Genomic DNA, 19,177 nt, shown 5'->3' on the forward strand with positions numbered 1-19,177 from the left:
TTTTCTACATTTTCTGTATAACTATCCGCAGAACTCCCGGATCCGTTCTGCCAGACTGGTATTCCGGTTGTGTTCATTGGTATTCCGGATCATCTCCTGGAAGGTCTGGTCATTTCCGACAATTGTCACACATTTTCTGGCTCTTGTGATTGCCGTGTAAAGAAGATTCCTGTGAAACAGCTGTCTCGGTCCGCTCAGAAGAGGGATGACAACCGCCGGATATTCGCTTCCCTGCGACTTGTGAATGGTGATCGCATAGGCAAGCTCCAGTTCTTCCAGCAATTCAAACGGATACTTTACTTTTCTCTTTTCATCGTATTCAACTTCCAGTGTTTCAGTATATGTATTGATCTCGGTAACAATTCCCATATCGCCATTAAAAATCCCCATCCCTTTATCCACCGTCAGTCCATACTTGGTTGTGATCTCCCATTCAAGCTGATAGTTATTCTTGATCTGCATCACCTTGTCGCCCACGCGGAATTTGTGATCGCCATATTCTTTTTCCGCTTTTCCCGGCTCCGGTGGATTCAAATACTCCTGCAAAATACTGTTCAGCCTTTCCACTCCCAGCAGTCCTTTCCGCATCGGTGTGAGTACCTGGATATCATATGGTTTTGCATTGACATATTTGGGAAGTTTCTTCTGGATCAGTGTCAGCAAAACACTGATGATCACATTCGGATCCTGTCTTTTCAAAAAGAAGAAATCCCGGCTCTTATTATCCAAAAGGACCGGTTCTCCCCGGTTGATCTTATGTGCATTTACCACAATATCACTCTCCTGTGCCTGTCGGAAAATCCGGGTCAGCATGACAACCGGAAAACATTCCGATGCGATAAGATCCTTCAAAATACTTCCCGGGCCTACTGATGGGAGCTGGTTACAGTCCCCTACCAGGATCAGCCTTGTCCCCGGTACAATTGCGGTAAGAAGTGCATTCATCAGAGGCAGGTCTACCATAGACATCTCATCGATGATGATCACGTCGGTTTCCAGTGGATTGTCTGCATTTCTTGCAAATCCGTTCCGGTTCGGGTTCTCATCCTCCTCCGGATTACCGTTCACCTCCAGAAGCCGGTGGATCGTCTGCGCTTCCCATCCGGTTGCCTCTGTCATTCTTTTTGCAGCACGCCCGGTTGGTGCTGCCAGCATAATTTCCATATTCTCACTGTGAAAATATTCGATCATGGCATTGATTGTTGTCGTTTTTCCGGTTCCGGGACCTCCTGTTAGAATCATAATTCCATTCCGCACAGCCGCCATGACCGCATTTTCCTGCTTCTCGTCAAGCTGCATTTCGGCTTCTTTTTCAATCTGATGGATCTTTTTTTCGATCACTACATTGGCTTCTTCATATTCCAGATTCAGATCATGCAGCATTTTCGCAGTATTGAGTTCCAGATAATAGAAGTGGGACACGTATACCCGCAAACCTTCTTCAGATTCTTTGAGTACGATTTTCTTTTCCATCGACAGATCCATCAGGTATTTCTCAATATCCTTGATCTCCACTTCCAAAAGTGCAGATGCCCGGCGAAGCAACACGTCCTTTGTCAGATAGACATGCCCTTCGGCAACACTCTGCTGTAAGGTATAAAAAATACCACTCCGGATACGGAAATCCGAGTCTGAATGGATGCCGATCTTCGTTGCGATTTCATCAGCGATCTTAAATCCGATTCCCTGAATCTGATCTGCAAGCTGGTATGGATTTCCTTCCAGTACCTGATAGGTCTTCGGACCGTAAAACTGATAAATCTTTGCTGCAAGTGTCGTCGAAATCCCAAATTTCTGAAGATAGATCATTGCCTTCCGCATATCTTTTTTCTCTTCTACCTGTACAGCGATCTCTCTTGCCATACGTTCGCTGATCCCACGCACCTCCGCAAGTCTTTCTGGTTCTTCTTCGATGATCCGGAAGGTGTCTTCCCTGAATTTTTTCACAATCCTGCCGGCAAGAGATGCACCAACCCCTTTGATCGCCCCTGATCCCAGATATCGTTCAATCGAAAGCAGATCTTCCGGTGCTTTGATCTCATAATTCAGCACTCGGAGCTGTGTTCCGTATATACTGTGAACCACATATTCTCCGTTCACCTCAACCAGCTCTCCCTCTGATAAATAGTTAAAGTTTCCGACACAGGTCAAATCGCCATCGTCATTATTCAAATTAAATACGGTATATCCATTGTCTTCATTGCGAAATACAATGTGTTCTACGTAACCTTTTACTGTTTCCATACTTTTTTCCTTTTTAAAAAGGCTGTCTCTCTACAGAAACAGCCTTCTCATGTGCTTATCACTAGAAATCTTTTTTTCCGTTCATAAACTCCACATACTGACCGGTACCGATTGCAACAACCTTCATCGGGTCTTCCGCCGTCATCGTATTGATGCCTGTCCTTTCTTCAATCAGTTCTTCCAGCCCGCGAAGCAGCGCGCCTCCACCTGTCAGTACAATTCCACGATCCAGAATATCCGCGGAAAGTTCCGGCGGTGTTCTCTCCAGAACCCCAATGACCGCTTCGACGATCTGACTTGTAGTCTCATGCAGTGCTTCTTCAGTCTCAGAAGCAGTTACCGTGACCGTCTTTGGCAATCCTGTTACCAGATTTCGTCCCCTTACTTCCATTGATTCATCTTCTACAAGAGGATATGTCGTTCCGATCTTGATCTTGATATCTTCTGCTGTCCTGTCTCCAATCAGCAGATTGTGCTTTTTCCGGACATAACGGACGATTGCTTCATCAAAATCATCACCTGCAACTTTTAATGATGTATTCACAACAGTTCCTCCAAGGGAAATCACCGCAATGTCGGATGTACCACCACCGATATCCACGATCATGTTGCCGCATGGTTTTGAAATATCTATTCCGGCTCCGATTGCCGCCGCAACCGGTTCCTCAATCAAATGTACTTCCCGCGCACCGGCTGCAAAAGCAGCCTCTTCTACCGCCTTTTTTTCAACCTCTGTAACACCGCTTGGCACACAGATACTGATATTCGGCTTCTTAAATGTACGCTTTCCCAGTGCTTTCTGAACAAAATATTTGATCATTTTTTCTGTGACAATGTAATCGGAAATAACGCCCTGTCTGAGAGGTCTTACCGCAACAATGTTCCCCGGTGTCCTTCCAAGCATCAGCCTTGCTTCTTCACCGATTGCTTTTATCATATTGGTATCTCTGTCAAAGGCAACGACTGAAGGTTCTTTCAGTACAACTCCCTTTCCTTTCACATAAACGAGGATACTTGCTGTTCCTAAATCAATTCCTAAATCTATTGACATCACGATTCCCCTTTCACATACTCACCTTATTATAATCAAATCTTTAATAAATAGGAAGTCTTTTTTTCAAGTTCAGGATTTTTTAAGATTTCTGTATCATTTTCTGTCCAGCATCATTTTGATGTATTTTCCTGTATATGAATTCGGGTTTTCTGCCACTTCTTCCGGTGTACCACACGCAACAACTGTGCCCCCCTTGTCACCGCCTTCCGGTCCGATATCGATAATATAATCTGCTGTCTTGATCACATCCAGGTTATGTTCGATCACGATAACCGTATTGCCATCTGCCGCGAGTCTGCGCAGGATTTCCGTCAACTTGTGCACATCTGCAAAATGAAGTCCGGTCGTCGGTTCGTCCAGAATGTACACTGTCTTCCCAGTACTTCTCCGGCTCAGTTCAGTTGCAAGCTTAATCCGCTGTGCTTCACCGCCGGAAAGGGTTGTAGACGGCTGGCCAAGACGAATATAAGAAAGTCCCACATCGTAAAGAGTCTCCATTTTTCTGCGGATACTCGGTACATTTTCAAAGAAATGAAGAGCCTCTTCTACCGTCATATTCAGAACATCATAAATGCTTTTTCCTTTATATTTTACCTCCAGTGTCTCACGGTTGTAGCGTTTTCCGCCGCATACCTCACACGGCACATATACATCCGGAAGGAAATGCATCTCGATCTTGATGATTCCATCTCCACTACACGCTTCACAGCGTCCGCCCTTGACGTTAAAGCTGAATCTTCCTTTTTTATAGCCTTTCGCCTTCGCATCCGCGGTTGCCGCAAACAGATCCCGGATCAGGTCGAATACTCCGGTATATGTCGCCGGATTGGATCTTGGCGTCCTTCCAATTGGAGACTGGTCAATGTCGATCACTTTGTCCAGCATTTCCAGTCCTTCAATCCGCTTATGCTTTCCAGGAATCACACGGGCACGGTTTAGCTTTTTCGCCATACTCTTGTAAAGGATTTCATTCACCAATGAACTCTTACCGGAACCTGATACGCCGGTTACACAGGTCATCACGCCAAGTGGGAACTTCACGTCAATATTTTTCAGGTTATTCTCTGCTGCGCCTACAACTTTGATCCAGCCGGTCGGAACTGCGCGGGTTTCCGGAACCGGGATCTTGATCTTTCCGCTTAAATATGCACCTGTGATCGACCGTTCTATTTTCATGATCTCCTGTGCCGTTCCCTGGGCAACCAGTTCTCCACCGTGTTCTCCGGCTCCCGGTCCGATGTCGATTACCTGATCTGCCGCAAGCATGGTATCTTCATCATGCTCAACTACGATCAGTGTATTTCCAAGATCACGGAGATGCTTGAGTGTTGCGAGAAGTTTGTCATTATCTCTCTGGTGCAGGCCGATACTTGGCTCATCCAGAATATAAGCCACTCCCACAAGACCGGAACCGATCTGCGTCGCAAGCCGGATTCTCTGTGCTTCTCCACCGGAAAGAGTTCCTGTTGCACGGGCAAGTGTCAGATATTCCAGACCTACATCCAGAAGGAACTGCAGGCGCGCTTTGATCTCTTTTAATATCTGTCCGCCGATCATTTGCTGCGTTTTTGACAGTTCCAGACTGCTGATAAACCGCTGAAGCCGTTCAATCGACATTGCTGTTACTTCTGAAATATTTTTATCTCCGACCGTTACCGCAAGCGCGCCCTTTTTCAGTCGCTGTCCGCCACATTCTCGGCAAGGTGTGATCTGCATAAAACTCTCATATTCCGCTTTCATAGTCTCCGATCCTGTCTCACGGTATCTTCGCTCCACATTTCGGATCAGTCCATCAAATGCAACGTCATAGATCCCTTCCCCGCGTTGTCCTTTATAATAGACCTTGACTTCTTTTCCATTAGTCCCACGCAGTAAAATATCCTGGATTTCCTTCGGATACTGTTCAAACGGCGTATCCAGGTCAAAATGATATTCCTTGCAGAGCGCTTCCAGAATCGCGTGAGTAAAACTGCTCTTATCGGTACAGGACTGCCATCCTGTCACCACGATTGCTCCTTCATTGATGCTGAGTGATTTGTCCGGAATCATCAGATCTTCATCAAACTCCATTTTATATCCGAGTCCGAAACATACCGGGCAGGCCCCAAATGGATTGTTAAATGAAAAGCTTCTCGGCTCAATCTCATCAATACTGATTCCGCAGTCCGGGCAGGCAAAATTCTGGCTGAAATTCAACGGTTTCCCTCCGATCACATCCACGACCAGAAGCCCCTCCGCAAGACTTAATACACTTTCTATGGAATCTGCAAGTCTTTTTTCAATCCCCCGCCTGACAACCAGACGGTCTACAACAATCTCAATATTATGTTTGATATTCTTGTCCAATGTGATTCCTTCGGAAAGCTCATACATATTTCCGTCAATCCTTACACGGACATAACCGCTTTTCTTTGCTCTGTCCAGAAGCTTGACATGGGTTCCTTTTCTCCCCCGCACAACCGGTGCCATCAGCTGGATCTTTGTTCCTTCCGGAAGTGCCATGATCTGATCGGTCATCTCATCTGCCGTCTGCTTCTTGATCTCCCTTCCACACTTCGGACAATGCGGAATCCCGATTCTTGCATACAGCAGTCGAAAATAATCGTAAATCTCCGTCACGGTTCCGACTGTGGATCTCGGATTGCGGTTCGTAGACTTCTGGTCGATGGAAATCGCCGGTGAAAGCCCTTCAATACTTTCTACATTCGGTTTCTCCATCTGCCCAAGGAACTGTCTTGCGTAAGAAGACAGAGATTCCATATATCGTCTTTGTCCCTCTGCATAAATTGTATCAAATGCAAGGGATGATTTGCCGGAACCACTGAGACCGGTCAGTACTACCAGTTTGTTTCTCGGAATATCTACATCAAGATTCTTCAGATTGTGCTCGTTCGCACCTCTGATCTTTATCAGTTCTTTCTTTTCTTCAGCCATCTGTTCTTCCTCTTCTATCTCTTCGCTTTACTCCATCTCATTCAAATGCTTTTTCAGCTCGATCAGCTTATCCCGCAACTCTGCTGCCGCCTCGAAATTCAGCTCTGCTGCCGCTTTCTTCATCTGCTTTTCCAGCTTCTTGACCAGCTTTTCCAGCTCTGCCGCACTCATGGATTCCGGATCTTTTTCCAGCTTCATCTCTTCTGCTGCAACCTTCTTTGAAATACTGATCAGATCACGCACCGACTTCTTGATCGTCTGTGGCGTGATTCCATGTTCTTCATTGTATTTCATCTGAATCTCACGACGGCGCATCGTCTCATCAATCGCCATCCGCATCGAATCCGTCATGTTATCCGCATACATGATAACATGCCCCTCTGCATTTCTCGCCGCACGGCCAATGGTCTGGATCAGTGAAGTTTCCGAACGCAGAAAACCTTCTTTGTCCGCATCCAGAATCGCTACCAGTGTGATCTCCGGAATATCCAGACCTTCTCGAAGCAGGTTAATTCCAACCAGTACATCAAATACATCCAAACGCATATCCCGGATGATCTCTGTCCTTTCCAGAGTATCAATATCCGAATGTAAATATTTCACACGAATGCCAAGCTCCCGCATATAATCGGTCAGATCTTCCGCCATACGCTTTGTCAGCGTTGTGATCAGTACCTTATTCTTCTTCGCTGTTTCTTTATTTACCTCACTGATCAGATCATCAATCTGTCCTTCGATCGGACGCACTTCTACTTCCGGATCCAGAAGACCTGTCGGTCGGATTACCTGCTCTGCCCGCAGCAGTTCATGAGACTCCTCGTACTCTCCCGGTGTCGCCGATACAAACAGTACCTGGTCAATCTTACTTTCAAATTCCCCAAAGCTGAGCGGTCTGTTATCCTTTGCCGACGGCAGACGGAATCCATAATCCACCAGTGTTGTCTTTCTCGACTGATCGCCGTGATACATGGCTCCAATCTGTGGAATCGTCTTATGCGACTCGTCGATCATGATCAGAAAATCATCCGGAAAATAGTCAATCAATGTACATGGCGGCTCCCCTGCTTTCTGCCCGGTCAGATGCCTCGAATAGTTTTCAATTCCGGAACAAAATCCTGTCTCTCGCATCATTTCTATATCAAAATTCGTTCTCTCAGAAATACGCTGTGCTTCCAGAAGCTTATCTTCCCCTTTAAAATAACGGATCTGCTGCTCCAGTTCTTCTTCAATCTCCCCGATGGCACGCTCCATATTCTCCTTGGACACTACATAATGAGATGCCGGGAAAATTGCCACATGCCCGATCACATTCAACACTTCACCGGTCAATGTATCAATCTCTGTTATTCTGTCTATCTCATCACCGAAAAATTCAACTCTGTATGCAATTTTTTCCGAATACGCCGGGAAAATCTCAACCACATCTCCTCGTACCCGGAAGGTTCCACGCTTGAAATCCATATCATTGCGGTCATACTGGATCTCAACCAACTTCTTCAGAACTTCATCCCTGTCTTTGATCATGCCCGGTCTAAGTGAAATCACCATCTCCTTGTAATCAATCGGCGAACCCAGTCCGTAAATGCAGGACACACTTGCCACAATGATGACATCATTCCGCTCAGAAAGCGCTGCTGTCGCAGAGTGGCGGAGCTTGTCGATCTCATCGTTGATGGCAGAGTCCTTGGCAATGTAAGTGTCGGATGACGGAACATAAGCTTCTGGCTGGTAGTAGTCGTAGTAGGATACAAAATATTCCACTGCGTTATCGGGGAACATCTCCTTGAACTCTCCGTATAACTGAGCCGCTAACGTCTTATTATGAGCGATGACAAGTGTCGGCTTCTGTAATTGCTGAATCACATTTGCCATCGTAAAAGTTTTTCCAGAACCCGTAACCCCTAGTAAAGTCTGGCATTGATTGCCTTCCTTGAACCCTTTCACAAGCTCTGCAATCGCCTGTGGCTGGTCTCCGGTTGGCTTATATGGGGCTTTTAATTTGAACTCATTCATGGTAAATTCCTCCATTTGTGACTTTTAGTACGATCACTATCAGCCAAAAATTCGTAATCAGATTCGTAACGAAACGCCCATTTTTGTCTCGAATAGAGGTCATTTTTGTCTCGTTACGAATAAAAGTCACAAAATTCATATTTGCGGATAAAACAGCACTCGGAAATACCTGATGATACCAGGCTCCGGTTCTGTCATATTTTTACTTTTTGTTCTTGTAACAGTCCCTATTATATCAAACATTTTTTTGAAAGTATATAGATGAAAGCAAGAAAAAAGTACAAATGTTCGATTCTCATTTGTACTTTTCTCTCTTACTACTATTCTATTTTTTATCATGCTGCGTTGAAATATTCCTCCAGAATTAAGTCTATTTCAATCACTTCTGAATAATCATAATACTGATTTTTCCGCTCTTTTGGAATAACTTCTTCAATAAATGGTTCCAATACATCCAGACAGTCTTCTATAATTTCCTGCGTATCTCCATAGACATCTACTGATATGATTTCCTTGGCATGTCCCAATAAATGCGAAACACCTTTTGAATTAAAACTATTCTTCAGCAAAATAGTTGCATAGGTATTTCTCAACTGGTGAAAATGAATATCGGGCAAATCCAAGGATTTCAACAAGTCTTTATAGTATTTCTGATGAAAACCTTTACTCCTTGGATTCCCATATGTAGAACAACAAATATAATTCCAGTCCCGGAACTCTTTTGGTCTGCGTCTGCGGTTCTTCTCATAAGTTTTCCGTTCTTCCAGAATTGCTTCAAATACATAATCCGGTATTGGAAGTTCACGCACACCCGCAGGTGTTTTTGTTTTAATTTCCTGCTTTGTCAGCATCTTAGGTGCACAGTCTTCTGCTTTACTGTTTGGCTTCTTTCCCAACTGACGCTCTACTCTCAATGTCCTGTGAATGTAATCAACATCACTGTATTTCAGACCATTTATTTCACTTCTTCTGAGTCCCATCAATACCGCAAACAGAATTTGCATATGAATCGGTGTCTCCTTGCTTGCCTCAATCAATCGAAGCACCTGCGGAAGTGTCAATGTTTTCTTCTCGTCAATTTTCAGGACACGATACTCTGTCTTTTTTATTTTCTTCGGTAAATTGATTCCATTCGCTGGATTTGTTGCCAGTACATTTTTGTTAAATGCATACTCCAATGATGTTTTCATGATCGTCCTGACATTTTTCGCAACTGATTCATACTTCTCTGCAACTGCATTATATAATTTTCTGATATACCCCTGATTTATTGTAGACATATACATCTTTCCAATCTGTGGAACAATGTAATTCTTAATGGCACTTTTATAAGTTGTATAAGTGTCGTCTGTTATTCGGGGACGCATAATATCTTCCAACCAGAAGATCATAAACTCCTCTACCCGGATTTTTCCATACACAATATAGGTTCCAGTATGTAGCTGTCCGATTACTTCATCACGAAATGCATTAGCTTCTCTTTTGGTTGTGAATCCCGCATGTTGCTGTGTCTTTGTACTTTCGTCTGCAAACGTCAGCAACACACGAAATCCATATCCATTTTTGATTGTTGTCACCGAATAGACCTTATATTCTACATATTTCTTAAAGTCAAAGGTCTTATGCATGGCTATCCCTCCGTTTCAGTTCGTTGTGGTACAAATGTATTATTTACAAACGCAATAATCTTATCCTGCTCGTCCATAATCTCACAATAATATTCGTAAGTCGTATGAACGGAACTATGACCTAACAGACCAGATATTTTAAACAATGGAACTCCAAGCTCAATTAAAATGGTCGCAAACATATGTCTGAGTCCATGTACGGTGATATTGGGCAATCCATTTCTGTTACAGATTTTCGTAAGTGCCTGATTCATTGCCGTTAATGATCGGGGTTCGCCATTTTCCTGACAACATACATAATCAAAATTCTTGTATTCTATGCCTGAATCAGTTTTTCGCAATTCAATCAACTGCTGTCTGCGTTTTACTTCCTGCATCACCACTTTTGGCACTCTCAATATCCGGTAGCTATTCTCAGTCTTTGGATTCCTTTCAATAACAGCATATTCCGTAACCGTAAATTCTTTTTCTTTCAGTTTCAGGTTTCCAACAAGCTGTCTGCTAATTCTGACGGTCTGTTTTTCAAAATCAAAATCCTGAAATTTCAATCCAAGAATTTCTCCTTTTCGTAATCCACAAAACAGTCCCAGTAAAATTTCCAGATACCAAGGATTCTTGCTGGCAGCTTCAAGAAAAACCTTTAATTTTTCTTTGCTTAATACCCTTACCTTTGGTTTTGCTCTCGGATATGGCTTTGTCTCAGGCAATGGATTATAGCTTATGAACTTATCTCCTGCTGCATCTTTCATGGCGATGCTCAAAAGCTCCCGCCCTTTATTTCCCGCTGAAGGACAGATTTTCGCGACACGTTTCAGTAGCGCATCTAAATACTCTACTGAGACATACCTTAATTTGATATCCGCTTCCATACTCGGAAGAATCAGATTATATAACGTATATGCTCCAACCATTCTCGTGGTTGTCTCAATTCTCGGACTGAAAATATTTTCAAACCAGTATTCCAGATAATCCCCAAGCATCACATCTGTCTTTTGCATTTTTGCAATCTGGAGATCTCTCTGCTTCTTCTGGTATCTTTTTTCATATTCCCAGTAACTTTTCTCTGCTTCTTCCGGCGTTTCAAAGCCACCTTTTTTCCCATATTTTGTCGTCAGATCGTCCTGCAGCTCTTTGGTTCTGTGATACCATGATTTTCCTTCAAAAAAGACAACTCTCTTTTCCTTTGACATTGTCTCCTGCTGCGTTTCTTTCTGTTTCATTCTGCTCTCACTCTTTCTCTCTCCTCGTCTCCATTCAGCCACTTATCAAAAGAATTGCATGGGATACGATAAGATCTACCAATCTTCAACACCCGGAATGGTTTTCTGTCATAATAAACATTTTCTATAAATTCATATGCCTTGGAGCGTCCCAGCCCAAGCAAATTTTGAACATCTTCTACTTTATATACTTTCTTTTCCATTTCATTCTCTATCATTGCCATGACGTTATCCTCCTCGTCCTAATCTTTGCGCTTTACTACCGGTAGTTTTTAGCTGTGTAACATCTAAAAACGGTACACCACTAAGATATCCATTTTCGTCTACATCGTCCAATGTGCGAATTTTCAAATCGCACACTTGACTTTTACGTGTTACTTGTTCTTTCTTCCTATATAATAGTCGTACCCATTCCGGACATTGCAGAACATACATAATTCCTTATATCGCTGTTCCGGATTCACCCGCCGGATATAATGTCCCGACACCTCATAAAAATTGCCTGCACATACTCTGCACAAGCTCACGACTAACGGTTTTTCAATTATCTTCGGTATCCCGGTACTTCTTCGGATTGCTTTATTGATTTTCTCCATTTCAGTTCGATCTAAGGTACACACATAATTTTCCAATCGTCTTTTATCTAAAGTTCTAAGCTGCTCCAACAGCACTACAGAATCCTTTTCCAAACCTTCCATTTCCGGGACTGCAATGTGTGTCGGCAGTTTCATTTTTTCTTTACTAGTAATTGCTGCCACGATCACTGTCGGACTGTATTTATTTCCTATATTATTCTGAATCACCAGCACCGGACGATAACCGCCCTGTTCACTTCCAAATACAGGATCAAGGTCGGCGTGATAAATATCCCCACGCCTGACGTTTCTATCTTCCATCTTTGCTTTATCTCCTCTCGTCTTTCCAACTGTTGTTATCCCTAAATATGTAAAATACAAGCCTATTTGTCCCCGACGCCCCGACTTGTAATTGGGAAATCATCAGACGGCTGACTGCTAATCAGCTCCACAGGATTTTATCTAAAATAAATATATGGGATTAGGAGTTTTCCTCTCCAGGGATCTCCTGAAGCTGCCCTCACTTGTTGCAGCATCAAAGAAATATTTTGTATACACGACTTTATGACCGGACAGGAGTATCATTATGCCTGTTGTCTGTCATCGCCCTGCTAGAAGCAATCTGACAGTTATAACCAGATATTTTTCGCTCAACAGTCCGGGTAATACAAACTGAAACCAAAAGGAAGTATACGGGTGGGATTTCGCTGTCTTTACCCAGCCTGTGTTATGGCGTATCTGTTAATGTGGCTTACGCTCATCACGATAACAACAGGAATGTGCCTGATGAATGTATATGAATTTGTCAAGGTTCGTCCCGCTCCCCAGTTTTTTGTGATAAAAGAAGAAACAGGCGGATCAGAATATTTCTCTTTCCACCTGTTTCCTCACTTAAACGCTATTTTTCAACCCACTATCTCAAAATCTTTTTCAAATTTCTGATTGCTGCTTTTACAGACTTTGCTACCATCTGAAAAGAGCAGCCTTCTTCCTGTGCAATCTGCTCATAATTCTTATCTTCAAAATAATACTTCATCAATCGTCTTCTCTGAATTTCCGACAACTGCTGAATTGCACTATGTAAATGTTCCGCTTCCAGTTTATTCAGAACAGTATCCTCTACACCTTCCTCTTTCTGAAATACCCGTTCATATAAACTGGAATCCCAGATTTCTGACTGTTCCAAATGCCTGTCCACAACATTCATATGCGACACATCCTGCAATTCAAACGTATTAAAAGCTTCATAGGATTCATTATTGGCTCTTACCCTAGTTTCAATTCCAACATTTACTAATGAAATTGTTGAGATTTTTTTAATTGAATACCTTCTGTTGAACAGAATTTTTTAGCTGAACTCTTGCTAAGAACCATATTTTCTCCGGTTAGATTCCGGAAAAGAAAATAAGCATACAAATACTGCTCTTTCGGAATCTGTTTTTTTTAACCGAAAGAGATTTGTATGCTTTCTCATTCATCGGGTAATACCCTGTGTTTTTTCTAATGTTACACCCTTTTCACTTTTCAAATTTAGGGTAATACACTAAGTTTATGGAGGTATACAAACATGGATATTCCAAAAACATTATTTGCCACTTTAGTAAAACAAGGGCGTATGGAAATGCATTTAACACAAGAAGCTCTTGCTGAAAAACTCGGAATATCGGCGGCTTATCTTGGAGACCTCGAACGCCATAAAGGCGGTCCCAGTCTGGAATTATTTTGTAAAACCATGCAGACTTTAAATATTTCTGCTGATGACTACGTTTATCCAAATCAGAATAAAAATAATTCTACATATGATCAGATTCTTCGGCTCTTAAATCAGTGCAATGATTATCAGTTACAGGTAATTCTTGCAACTACGACAGCTCTGCTAGATTCTAATCCTTTTATTTCTAACGTAGACACTACTAATGATACAAAATAAAACTTGTAAAATACCGATAAATAGCTGATAATTACCGATATTTAAAATTAGTGGAACAAATACTATTACCATATGTTAAAAACAGTTATGCTATATCATTACAACTTGATATAACATAACTGTTTCTTCTTTACGAATATCCTTTTATCTATCAAATACTACATTTTCCTCCACGACACACTTAATTGCTTTTCATCTCGCTAATTATTTTTTCCATATCCGTCGATTTTTTCAAGAGTCCTAAACCAGCCAATAACTGAATACAATCTACATATCCTTGACAATATGCCCTTTGTTCTGACACAAACGCTTCTTCTTCCAAAATTTCTCCATATTGCTTCAACTTCTCCCTGTCCTCATTACTTATATGATCGAGAAGTATATTCACCTTTTCTTTTTCCATTTTCTTCTTCAACTGAATATTTGCAAGTTCTTGGAAATAGATATAACTTTCTCTGTTTATATTCTCACAACGCAACTGGTTCAAAAAAGAGGATATTTCATTCCAAATATCATTTTCCATAAAAATTTCTCCTGCTATTTTTTGTATCTTTACTTAATTATGCCCAATTTTATATTTCATCATTTCATCAATTCACCATTAAATTTATATCCCATTCCCCATACATTTAAAATGTATCTTGGTTTTGCAGAATCTGGTTCAATCTTTTTTCTGATTCTCCGAATTATGCCCATAACATTATCTTCTGCCCCATAATATGGTTCTTTCCACACCTGTGTATATATTTGTTCCTTTGAAAATATCCGTCCTGGATTTTTTGCCAGCAAATATAATATTTCAAATTCATAATTCGTCAATTGAACCAGCTCACCATTACTTTCTACAGAACGATATTCCGCATTTATTTTTAATGCTCCGTAATCAAGTACCCTATTTTGTTTATCAGGCATCTCAGAGTATTTTTTAGCAGACAGAAAATGTAATAATTCATTTAATTTTTCTTCCTCATTTTCATCAAATGTTACAACAACTACCCTTCCCATTTTTATAAAAACCTTTCACATTCCAAATCTTACAAGTGTAATTTTTATCTATTATTACATCTGTAAGATTTAAAGTCAAGTTTTTATTTCGTTGACAGAATAACCTTTTAAGATATATAATATTTTTATTACATCTGTAAGATTTGGAGGAATATCACATGAGCAATCTGCCTCAAATTTCAGAAGCTGAATTTGAAGTTATGAAAATCGTTTGGAAATACGCACCAATCAGCACCAATGAAATTACTGAAAAATTAACACAAATTTCCAGTTGGAGTCCTAAAACAATTCAGACATTAATTAAACGTCTCGTTTCTAAAAAAGCACTAACCTATGAAAAACAAAGCCGGGTTTTTGTCTATACTCCATTGGTCAAGGAAGACGAATATATTCGGCAGGAAAGTAATTCTTTTTTAAAGCGATATTATAATGGTAATATCACTTCTATGCTTGCCTCTTACATTGAGGATGATAAATTGTCTGAAGAAGACATTGCCAGCTTACGGAATCTTCTTTCCAATCATTAACCATGGGAGGAGCATATTTTGATATATTTTAGTTTTCGCTTTTTACTCTGTAATGCCATCATTTGTATTTTTTTAGGTAGTTTACTGGGATTAAAAAATTTATTGCAAAGGCAATTATCCGCACGTATGCAATATAATCTTTCGATTATATTTCTTGCCATTCTAATTGTTCCCTTTTTACCGATAAATTCTGCCCCATCTTCTATATCGTGGAGACATTTGCTGACAGCCAGTTCAAGTACCAATGGTGACATTCAAACCACTTTTCTTTCTGGTAATGGTTATAATTTGGATAAAATAAATGATTTTGCTGTCTCTGTCAGCACCCAAATACCAACTTTTATTCACACATTACTTGTATTTTTCTGGAGTATCGGTATATTCATAATGTTTTTTCTTCTCTACCGCTCAGTAAAACAAGTAAAAGCCTTACATAGTTCTGCTTTACCTCTTCAAAATGAAGAACTAAACGCTCTTTATATAGAATGTTTAAACGAAGTGAACAGCAAGCATACCATTCCGATTTATAGTACAGCATTTTTGAAATCTCCTGTTTTGGCTGGTTTCCTGCATCCTCGCATTTATCTTCCAATTCACTTGATTTCAGATTTTAACGCTGGAACTATAAGCGCAACTGATATTCGATATATGCTTCTTCATGAACTGCAGCACTACAAGCATAAAGATATTCTAATTGGATATTTGATAAATACAGTAAATGTTTTCTACTGGTTCAATCCCCTAATCTGGTATTTTCTAAAAAGAATACGACAGGAACGGGAACTTGCCTGCGACAGTGCTGTATTACAATTATTGAAAGAAACAGAATACAAGTCATATGGAAATACACTGATTAACTTTGCCGAAACAATAGCTCTGTCTCCATTCCCTCTTACTATGGGAATCAGTGGAAATATAAAACAGTTAAAAGGACGCATTTTAAATATTGCATCATTCCACCAATCTACTTTTAAACAAAAAATTCGTGGATATCTTATATGCATATTCGTCTCTACTATCATCATTGGATGCATTCCCATACTTTCTGTTTATGCTTCTGATCAGACTGGCTATCATTTCGACACAACCGAAAAGAATATTACTCAGCTAAATCTTTCTTCCAATTTTGGGGACTACACCGGAAGTTTTGTTTTATATGATCAGTCTGCTGATAGATGGAATATTTATAATATGGATCATGCTTCCACACGTGTATCACCGAATTCGACTTATAAAATATATGATGCATTACTTGGCTTGGAATCTGGAATTATTACACCAGAACATTCCACTTTCACATGGAATGGAGAACCATATCCTTTTAATTCATGGGAAGCCGATCAAGATTTAACCTCGGCTATACATAATTCCGTAAACTGGTATTTTCAGGCAATTGATTCACAGGCAGGTTTTGAAGCCGTAAGAACATTTTTACAGACAATAAACTATGGGAATCAGAATACTGGAACAAATCTAAATCTCTATTGGACAGATTTCTCTCTGAAGATATCACCCATAGAACAGGTGGAATTGTTACAGGATTTCTATCAAAATAATTTTCATTTTGACAGTAAAAATATCCAGGCAGTAAAAAAAGCTCTGCTGCTTTCCACTACTTCTTCCGGTTCTCTTTACGGGAAAACAGGAACCGGGCGTGTCAATGGTAAGGATGTCAATGGCTGGTTTATCGGATACATTGAAACATCGAATAATACTTACTACTTCGCAACAAATATTCAATCCTCTTCTGGTGCAACTGGAAGTCAGGCTACCGAAATAACAAAATCTGTACTTTCTAATCTTGGTATTTGGAAATAAATAAAGAGAACTGATAGCATAATTTCCCGTTATCAGTTCTCTTTATTTATTTCTTCTCTACTGATCAATTCTGCAAATTACCTAACCGGTACTGATACCTCGGTATATTATCAATACCATTATCTAAAATCCTGTTTCCAACATACTGAATCGTTCCATCATCCTGAATTTTCATCGTAAGTTCGTGTGTAATAACAACATCATTACATACAACAGAATCACATACTGCATGAATTGTCAAAACAATGGTTCCATCTTCATTGTGCCTGACTTCTGTTACTTCCGGTAAAGACAAGCCAAAATGTGTTGGTGAATAATTACCACATCCCAATCGTTCCCAGATAAACATATTACTTTGTTCATCGTAGACCGCCCATTCTTTCAATTCTTCTTTTGTAACAGGAAGATATGTCATAATTACATTTTCGAACTCTTCTGCTGGAATTCCCACAACCTCTTTTTCTGCAGTAAATTTTTCTCCATATTTCATTTGATAAAAATATTCATAAAGTCCATTATAATCCAACCCCTGCATATCCTCCGCATTCCAGTTTGAACATAACAGATTGTTTCCCTGATAGCCGAACGTACTCACATATTTTTTTGAATATTCCCGACACTCCTCACTCAAAGGCTTTACCCGGATAATACAACTTCCATCTACAATCTCTGTCACTTCCGGTGGTTCAGGTACGCATAATTCATAACAGAAATTCCCATTTTCAGTATATGCCCATTCTTTTATTTTTGATAGCGATATGTATGTAAGTACAGGCTCTGTATCCTCACTCCAGATCATTTTTGCGGACATCACACTCATTTCTTTTCCATCATAACTATATTCTTTTCTGGTAATTCCACCATCTGTATCTGCTTCATATAAAATTACACTTCCTTTTTCTTCTTGTTCTGCAGATTTTAAAAATTGTTCCATCTTCTGATAATTATCCATAACAGAATAATGATCGGAACCAATGACCGGATTCCCATTTTGTTTGATAATTTCTTTCATCCGATTCATCATTTGCTCAGCAGTGTTCTGATCTGCTTCTTGTATTCCATTATATTCAGAATAAATGTCTCGGACAATGCCCATAATTTCTTCACAATCGTTCACAACTTCCTTTTTCTTGTCTTCATCGATTGGTAGATTATATCCCTTATCCGGATTTTCCATGGTAGTGTTTTTCTGATTCTTCTCATTTTTTACATCTGTGCTGTTTAACGATATCTTACTTTCACAGGAAGTCAGAATCATTCCTATACAAAGTACTAACAAAATACTTTTTCTTTTCATATTGCCCCCTAATTATTACTGTAATTCTCTTCCCACTCTTCTTCTGTTAACCTTGGCATATACCACCCTGCATTTGCATTTTGATCTGAACTGATTACCTTATTTGATAAATACTGGAAACTTCCGTCTTCCATAGGTTTTATCATCAATTCACTGGTGATTGCCTGATCTAACATTCTGATTTCCCATACTGCTTCTATCGTAAGTTTTAATGTTCCATCTTGTAATTTTTCATATGAGATAACTTCCGGATATGGCTCATATGGGAATTCACAATCATATAACCCTCGCGGTCTGTATCTAAAAGTTTTATTATTAGAGTTATAAAAAGTTCCCTTTTCAATCTCGGTATTACTAAATGGTAAATAGGTCTTTATAACCTCTTCAAACTCATCTTCTTGAACTTCATATTCTACTCCACCATAATTTGCTTCATATGGAACTTGCTTTCCATATTTCATATAATACATTTTTTCATAAAGATCATAAAAATCAAGTTCCGTATAATTCTGGTTATCCCAATTTGTAATCAACAGATTATTAAGTGCATACCCCAACGGCATAACATATTTTCGATTCAATTCTCGGCATGTTTTATCTAATGGCTGCACTCTGAATCCAGTTTCACCCGGTGCTCCATCAAATCCCGGTGGGTGATATTCCTCCAGAAACAAGTATCCTTTTTCTGTATATTTCCACTCATATGCTTCATATTCATCATAATAATTAGCCTGTGGGCTATTATCCTTCCATTTAACCTGACATAATCGAACATTTATCTTTCCATTCATTGACTCTAAATGATATTGTATAATTTCCCCTTCATCAAATACAACAACAATATCTACTGCTGCCTGTTCTTCTTTCTCTGCTGCTTTGCAAAAATCTTCTACTTTTTCACGATTGACCATATCAATCTGATTATCACAATC

At 40.2% G+C, this 19,177-nt stretch carries 16 protein-coding genes; 3 read left to right on the forward strand and 13 right to left on the reverse strand.

Annotated elements, in window-relative coordinates; genetic code table 11:
* Nucleotides 1-21 precede the first annotated feature (21 nt).
* From recD2 to PG766_RS11595, 9 genes are all read right to left on the reverse strand, one after another.
* Nucleotides 22-2,244 (reverse strand): SF1B family DNA helicase RecD2, encoded by a 2,223-nt coding sequence (gene recD2, locus PG766_RS11555; RefSeq protein WP_118199097.1) that lies wholly within the window; start codon nt 2,242-2,244, stop codon nt 22-24.
* Nucleotides 2,245-2,305: 61 nt separating this feature from the next.
* Complete coding sequence (locus PG766_RS11560) at nt 2,306-3,295, reverse strand: rod shape-determining protein (protein ID WP_055157310.1); 990 nt, start codon at nt 3,293-3,295, stop codon at nt 2,306-2,308.
* Between the two features lie 96 nt (nt 3,296-3,391).
* Complete coding sequence (uvrA, locus tag PG766_RS11565) at nt 3,392-6,232, reverse strand: excinuclease ABC subunit UvrA (protein WP_118199096.1); 2,841 nt, start codon at nt 6,230-6,232, stop codon at nt 3,392-3,394.
* Between the two features lie 27 nt (nt 6,233-6,259).
* Nucleotides 6,260-8,245 carry an excinuclease ABC subunit UvrB gene (gene uvrB, locus PG766_RS11570; protein ID WP_117823984.1) on the reverse strand — a complete coding sequence of 662 codons (1,986 nt, stop codon included), beginning with the start codon at nt 8,243-8,245 and terminating at the stop codon, nt 6,260-6,262.
* A gap of 335 nt (nt 8,246-8,580) precedes the next feature.
* Nucleotides 8,581-9,873: a tyrosine-type recombinase/integrase gene (locus PG766_RS11575; protein WP_270590852.1), complete on the reverse strand. Its 1,293-nt coding sequence runs from the start codon at nt 9,871-9,873 to the stop codon at nt 8,581-8,583.
* A gap of 2 nt (nt 9,874-9,875) precedes the next feature.
* Entirely contained in the window at nt 9,876-11,093 is a 1,218-nt protein-coding gene (locus PG766_RS11580) for a site-specific integrase (RefSeq protein WP_118199093.1), read from the reverse strand.
* Nucleotides 11,090-11,317, reverse strand: a complete 228-nt coding sequence (locus tag PG766_RS11585) for a helix-turn-helix domain-containing protein (RefSeq protein ID WP_005337954.1) — start codon at nt 11,315-11,317, stop codon at nt 11,090-11,092. The genes PG766_RS11580 and PG766_RS11585 overlap by 4 nt, the downstream gene beginning before the upstream one ends.
* A 150-nt stretch (nt 11,318-11,467) precedes the next feature.
* Nucleotides 11,468-11,989, reverse strand: coding sequence for a type II toxin-antitoxin system PemK/MazF family toxin (locus tag PG766_RS11590; RefSeq protein WP_118199092.1), 522 nt, complete (start codon nt 11,987-11,989; stop codon nt 11,468-11,470).
* A gap of 592 nt (nt 11,990-12,581) precedes the next feature.
* A complete protein-coding gene (locus tag PG766_RS11595; protein WP_243014460.1) occupies nt 12,582-12,875 on the reverse strand; it encodes an RNA polymerase sigma factor in 294 nt (97 codons plus the stop codon).
* A 360-nt stretch (nt 12,876-13,235) separates the two neighbouring features.
* On the opposite strand from PG766_RS11595, the gene PG766_RS11600 reads away from it, so the two are divergent.
* Nucleotides 13,236-13,598, forward strand: a complete 363-nt coding sequence (locus PG766_RS11600; RefSeq protein ID WP_006428642.1) for a helix-turn-helix domain-containing protein — start codon at nt 13,236-13,238, stop codon at nt 13,596-13,598.
* A gap of 181 nt (nt 13,599-13,779) precedes the next feature.
* Here PG766_RS11600 and PG766_RS11605 read toward each other — a convergent pair whose 3' ends face one another.
* Nucleotides 13,780-14,121, reverse strand: a complete 342-nt coding sequence (locus PG766_RS11605) for a hypothetical protein (RefSeq protein ID WP_118199091.1) — start codon at nt 14,119-14,121, stop codon at nt 13,780-13,782.
* Nucleotides 14,122-14,180: 59 nt separating this feature from the next.
* Nucleotides 14,181-14,603: a winged helix-turn-helix domain-containing protein gene (locus PG766_RS11610; RefSeq protein WP_006428644.1), complete on the reverse strand. Its 423-nt coding sequence runs from the start codon at nt 14,601-14,603 to the stop codon at nt 14,181-14,183.
* A gap of 158 nt (nt 14,604-14,761) precedes the next feature.
* On the opposite strand from PG766_RS11610, the gene PG766_RS11615 reads away from it, so the two are divergent.
* Nucleotides 14,762-15,130, forward strand: a complete 369-nt coding sequence (locus PG766_RS11615) for a BlaI/MecI/CopY family transcriptional regulator (RefSeq protein ID WP_005341664.1) — start codon at nt 14,762-14,764, stop codon at nt 15,128-15,130.
* 18 nt (nt 15,131-15,148) lie between these two features.
* Nucleotides 15,149-16,948 (forward strand): BlaR1 family beta-lactam sensor/signal transducer, encoded by a 1,800-nt coding sequence (locus tag PG766_RS11620; protein WP_118199090.1) that lies wholly within the window; start codon nt 15,149-15,151, stop codon nt 16,946-16,948.
* A 64-nt stretch (nt 16,949-17,012) separates the two neighbouring features.
* On the opposite strand, the gene PG766_RS11625 is transcribed toward PG766_RS11620, so the two are convergent.
* Together PG766_RS11625 and PG766_RS11630 are read right to left on the reverse strand one after the other, a co-directional pair.
* Entirely contained in the window at nt 17,013-18,245 is a 1,233-nt protein-coding gene (locus PG766_RS11625; RefSeq protein ID WP_055156327.1) for a DUF6070 family protein, read from the reverse strand.
* 8 nt (nt 18,246-18,253) lie between these two features.
* Nucleotides 18,254-19,177, reverse strand: a 924-nt coding sequence (locus PG766_RS11630) for a DUF6070 family protein (RefSeq protein WP_270590856.1), incomplete at its 5' end; no start/stop codon positions are given.

This window comes from Coprococcus sp. LG101-27 (assembly GCF_027695515.1).
In the GTDB taxonomy this organism is placed as follows: Bacteria; Bacillota; Clostridia; order Lachnospirales; family Lachnospiraceae; genus Allocoprococcus; species Allocoprococcus comes.

Bases quoted from the DNA above. Each gene is read 5' to 3' on its own strand.
- recD2 (WP_118199097.1), bottom strand. From the start codon at position 2,244: ATGGAAACAGTAAAAGGTTACGTAGAACACATTGTATTTCGCAATGAA.
- PG766_RS11560 (WP_055157310.1), bottom strand. From the start codon at position 3,295: ATGTCAATAGATTTAGGAATTGATTTAGGAACAGCAAGTATCCTCGTT.
- uvrA (WP_118199096.1), bottom strand. From the start codon at position 6,232: ATGGCTGAAGAAAAGAAAGAACTGATAAAGATCAGAGGTGCGAACGAG.
- uvrB (WP_117823984.1), bottom strand. From the start codon at position 8,245: ATGAATGAGTTCAAATTAAAAGCCCCATATAAGCCAACCGGAGACCAG.
- PG766_RS11575 (WP_270590852.1), bottom strand. From the start codon at position 9,873: ATGCATAAGACCTTTGACTTTAAGAAATATGTAGAATATAAGGTCTAT.
- PG766_RS11580 (WP_118199093.1), bottom strand. From the start codon at position 11,093: ATGAAACAGAAAGAAACGCAGCAGGAGACAATGTCAAAGGAAAAGAGA.
- PG766_RS11585 (WP_005337954.1), bottom strand. From the start codon at position 11,317: ATGGCAATGATAGAGAATGAAATGGAAAAGAAAGTATATAAAGTAGAA.
- PG766_RS11590 (WP_118199092.1), bottom strand. From the start codon at position 11,989: ATGGAAGATAGAAACGTCAGGCGTGGGGATATTTATCACGCCGACCTT.
- PG766_RS11595 (WP_243014460.1), bottom strand. From the start codon at position 12,875: ATGAATGTTGTGGACAGGCATTTGGAACAGTCAGAAATCTGGGATTCC.
- PG766_RS11600 (WP_006428642.1), top strand. From the start codon at position 13,236: ATGGATATTCCAAAAACATTATTTGCCACTTTAGTAAAACAAGGGCGT.
- PG766_RS11605 (WP_118199091.1), bottom strand. From the start codon at position 14,121: ATGGAAAATGATATTTGGAATGAAATATCCTCTTTTTTGAACCAGTTG.
- PG766_RS11610 (WP_006428644.1), bottom strand. From the start codon at position 14,603: ATGGGAAGGGTAGTTGTTGTAACATTTGATGAAAATGAGGAAGAAAAA.
- PG766_RS11615 (WP_005341664.1), top strand. From the start codon at position 14,762: ATGAGCAATCTGCCTCAAATTTCAGAAGCTGAATTTGAAGTTATGAAA.
- PG766_RS11625 (WP_055156327.1), bottom strand. From the start codon at position 18,245: ATGAAAAGAAAAAGTATTTTGTTAGTACTTTGTATAGGAATGATTCTG.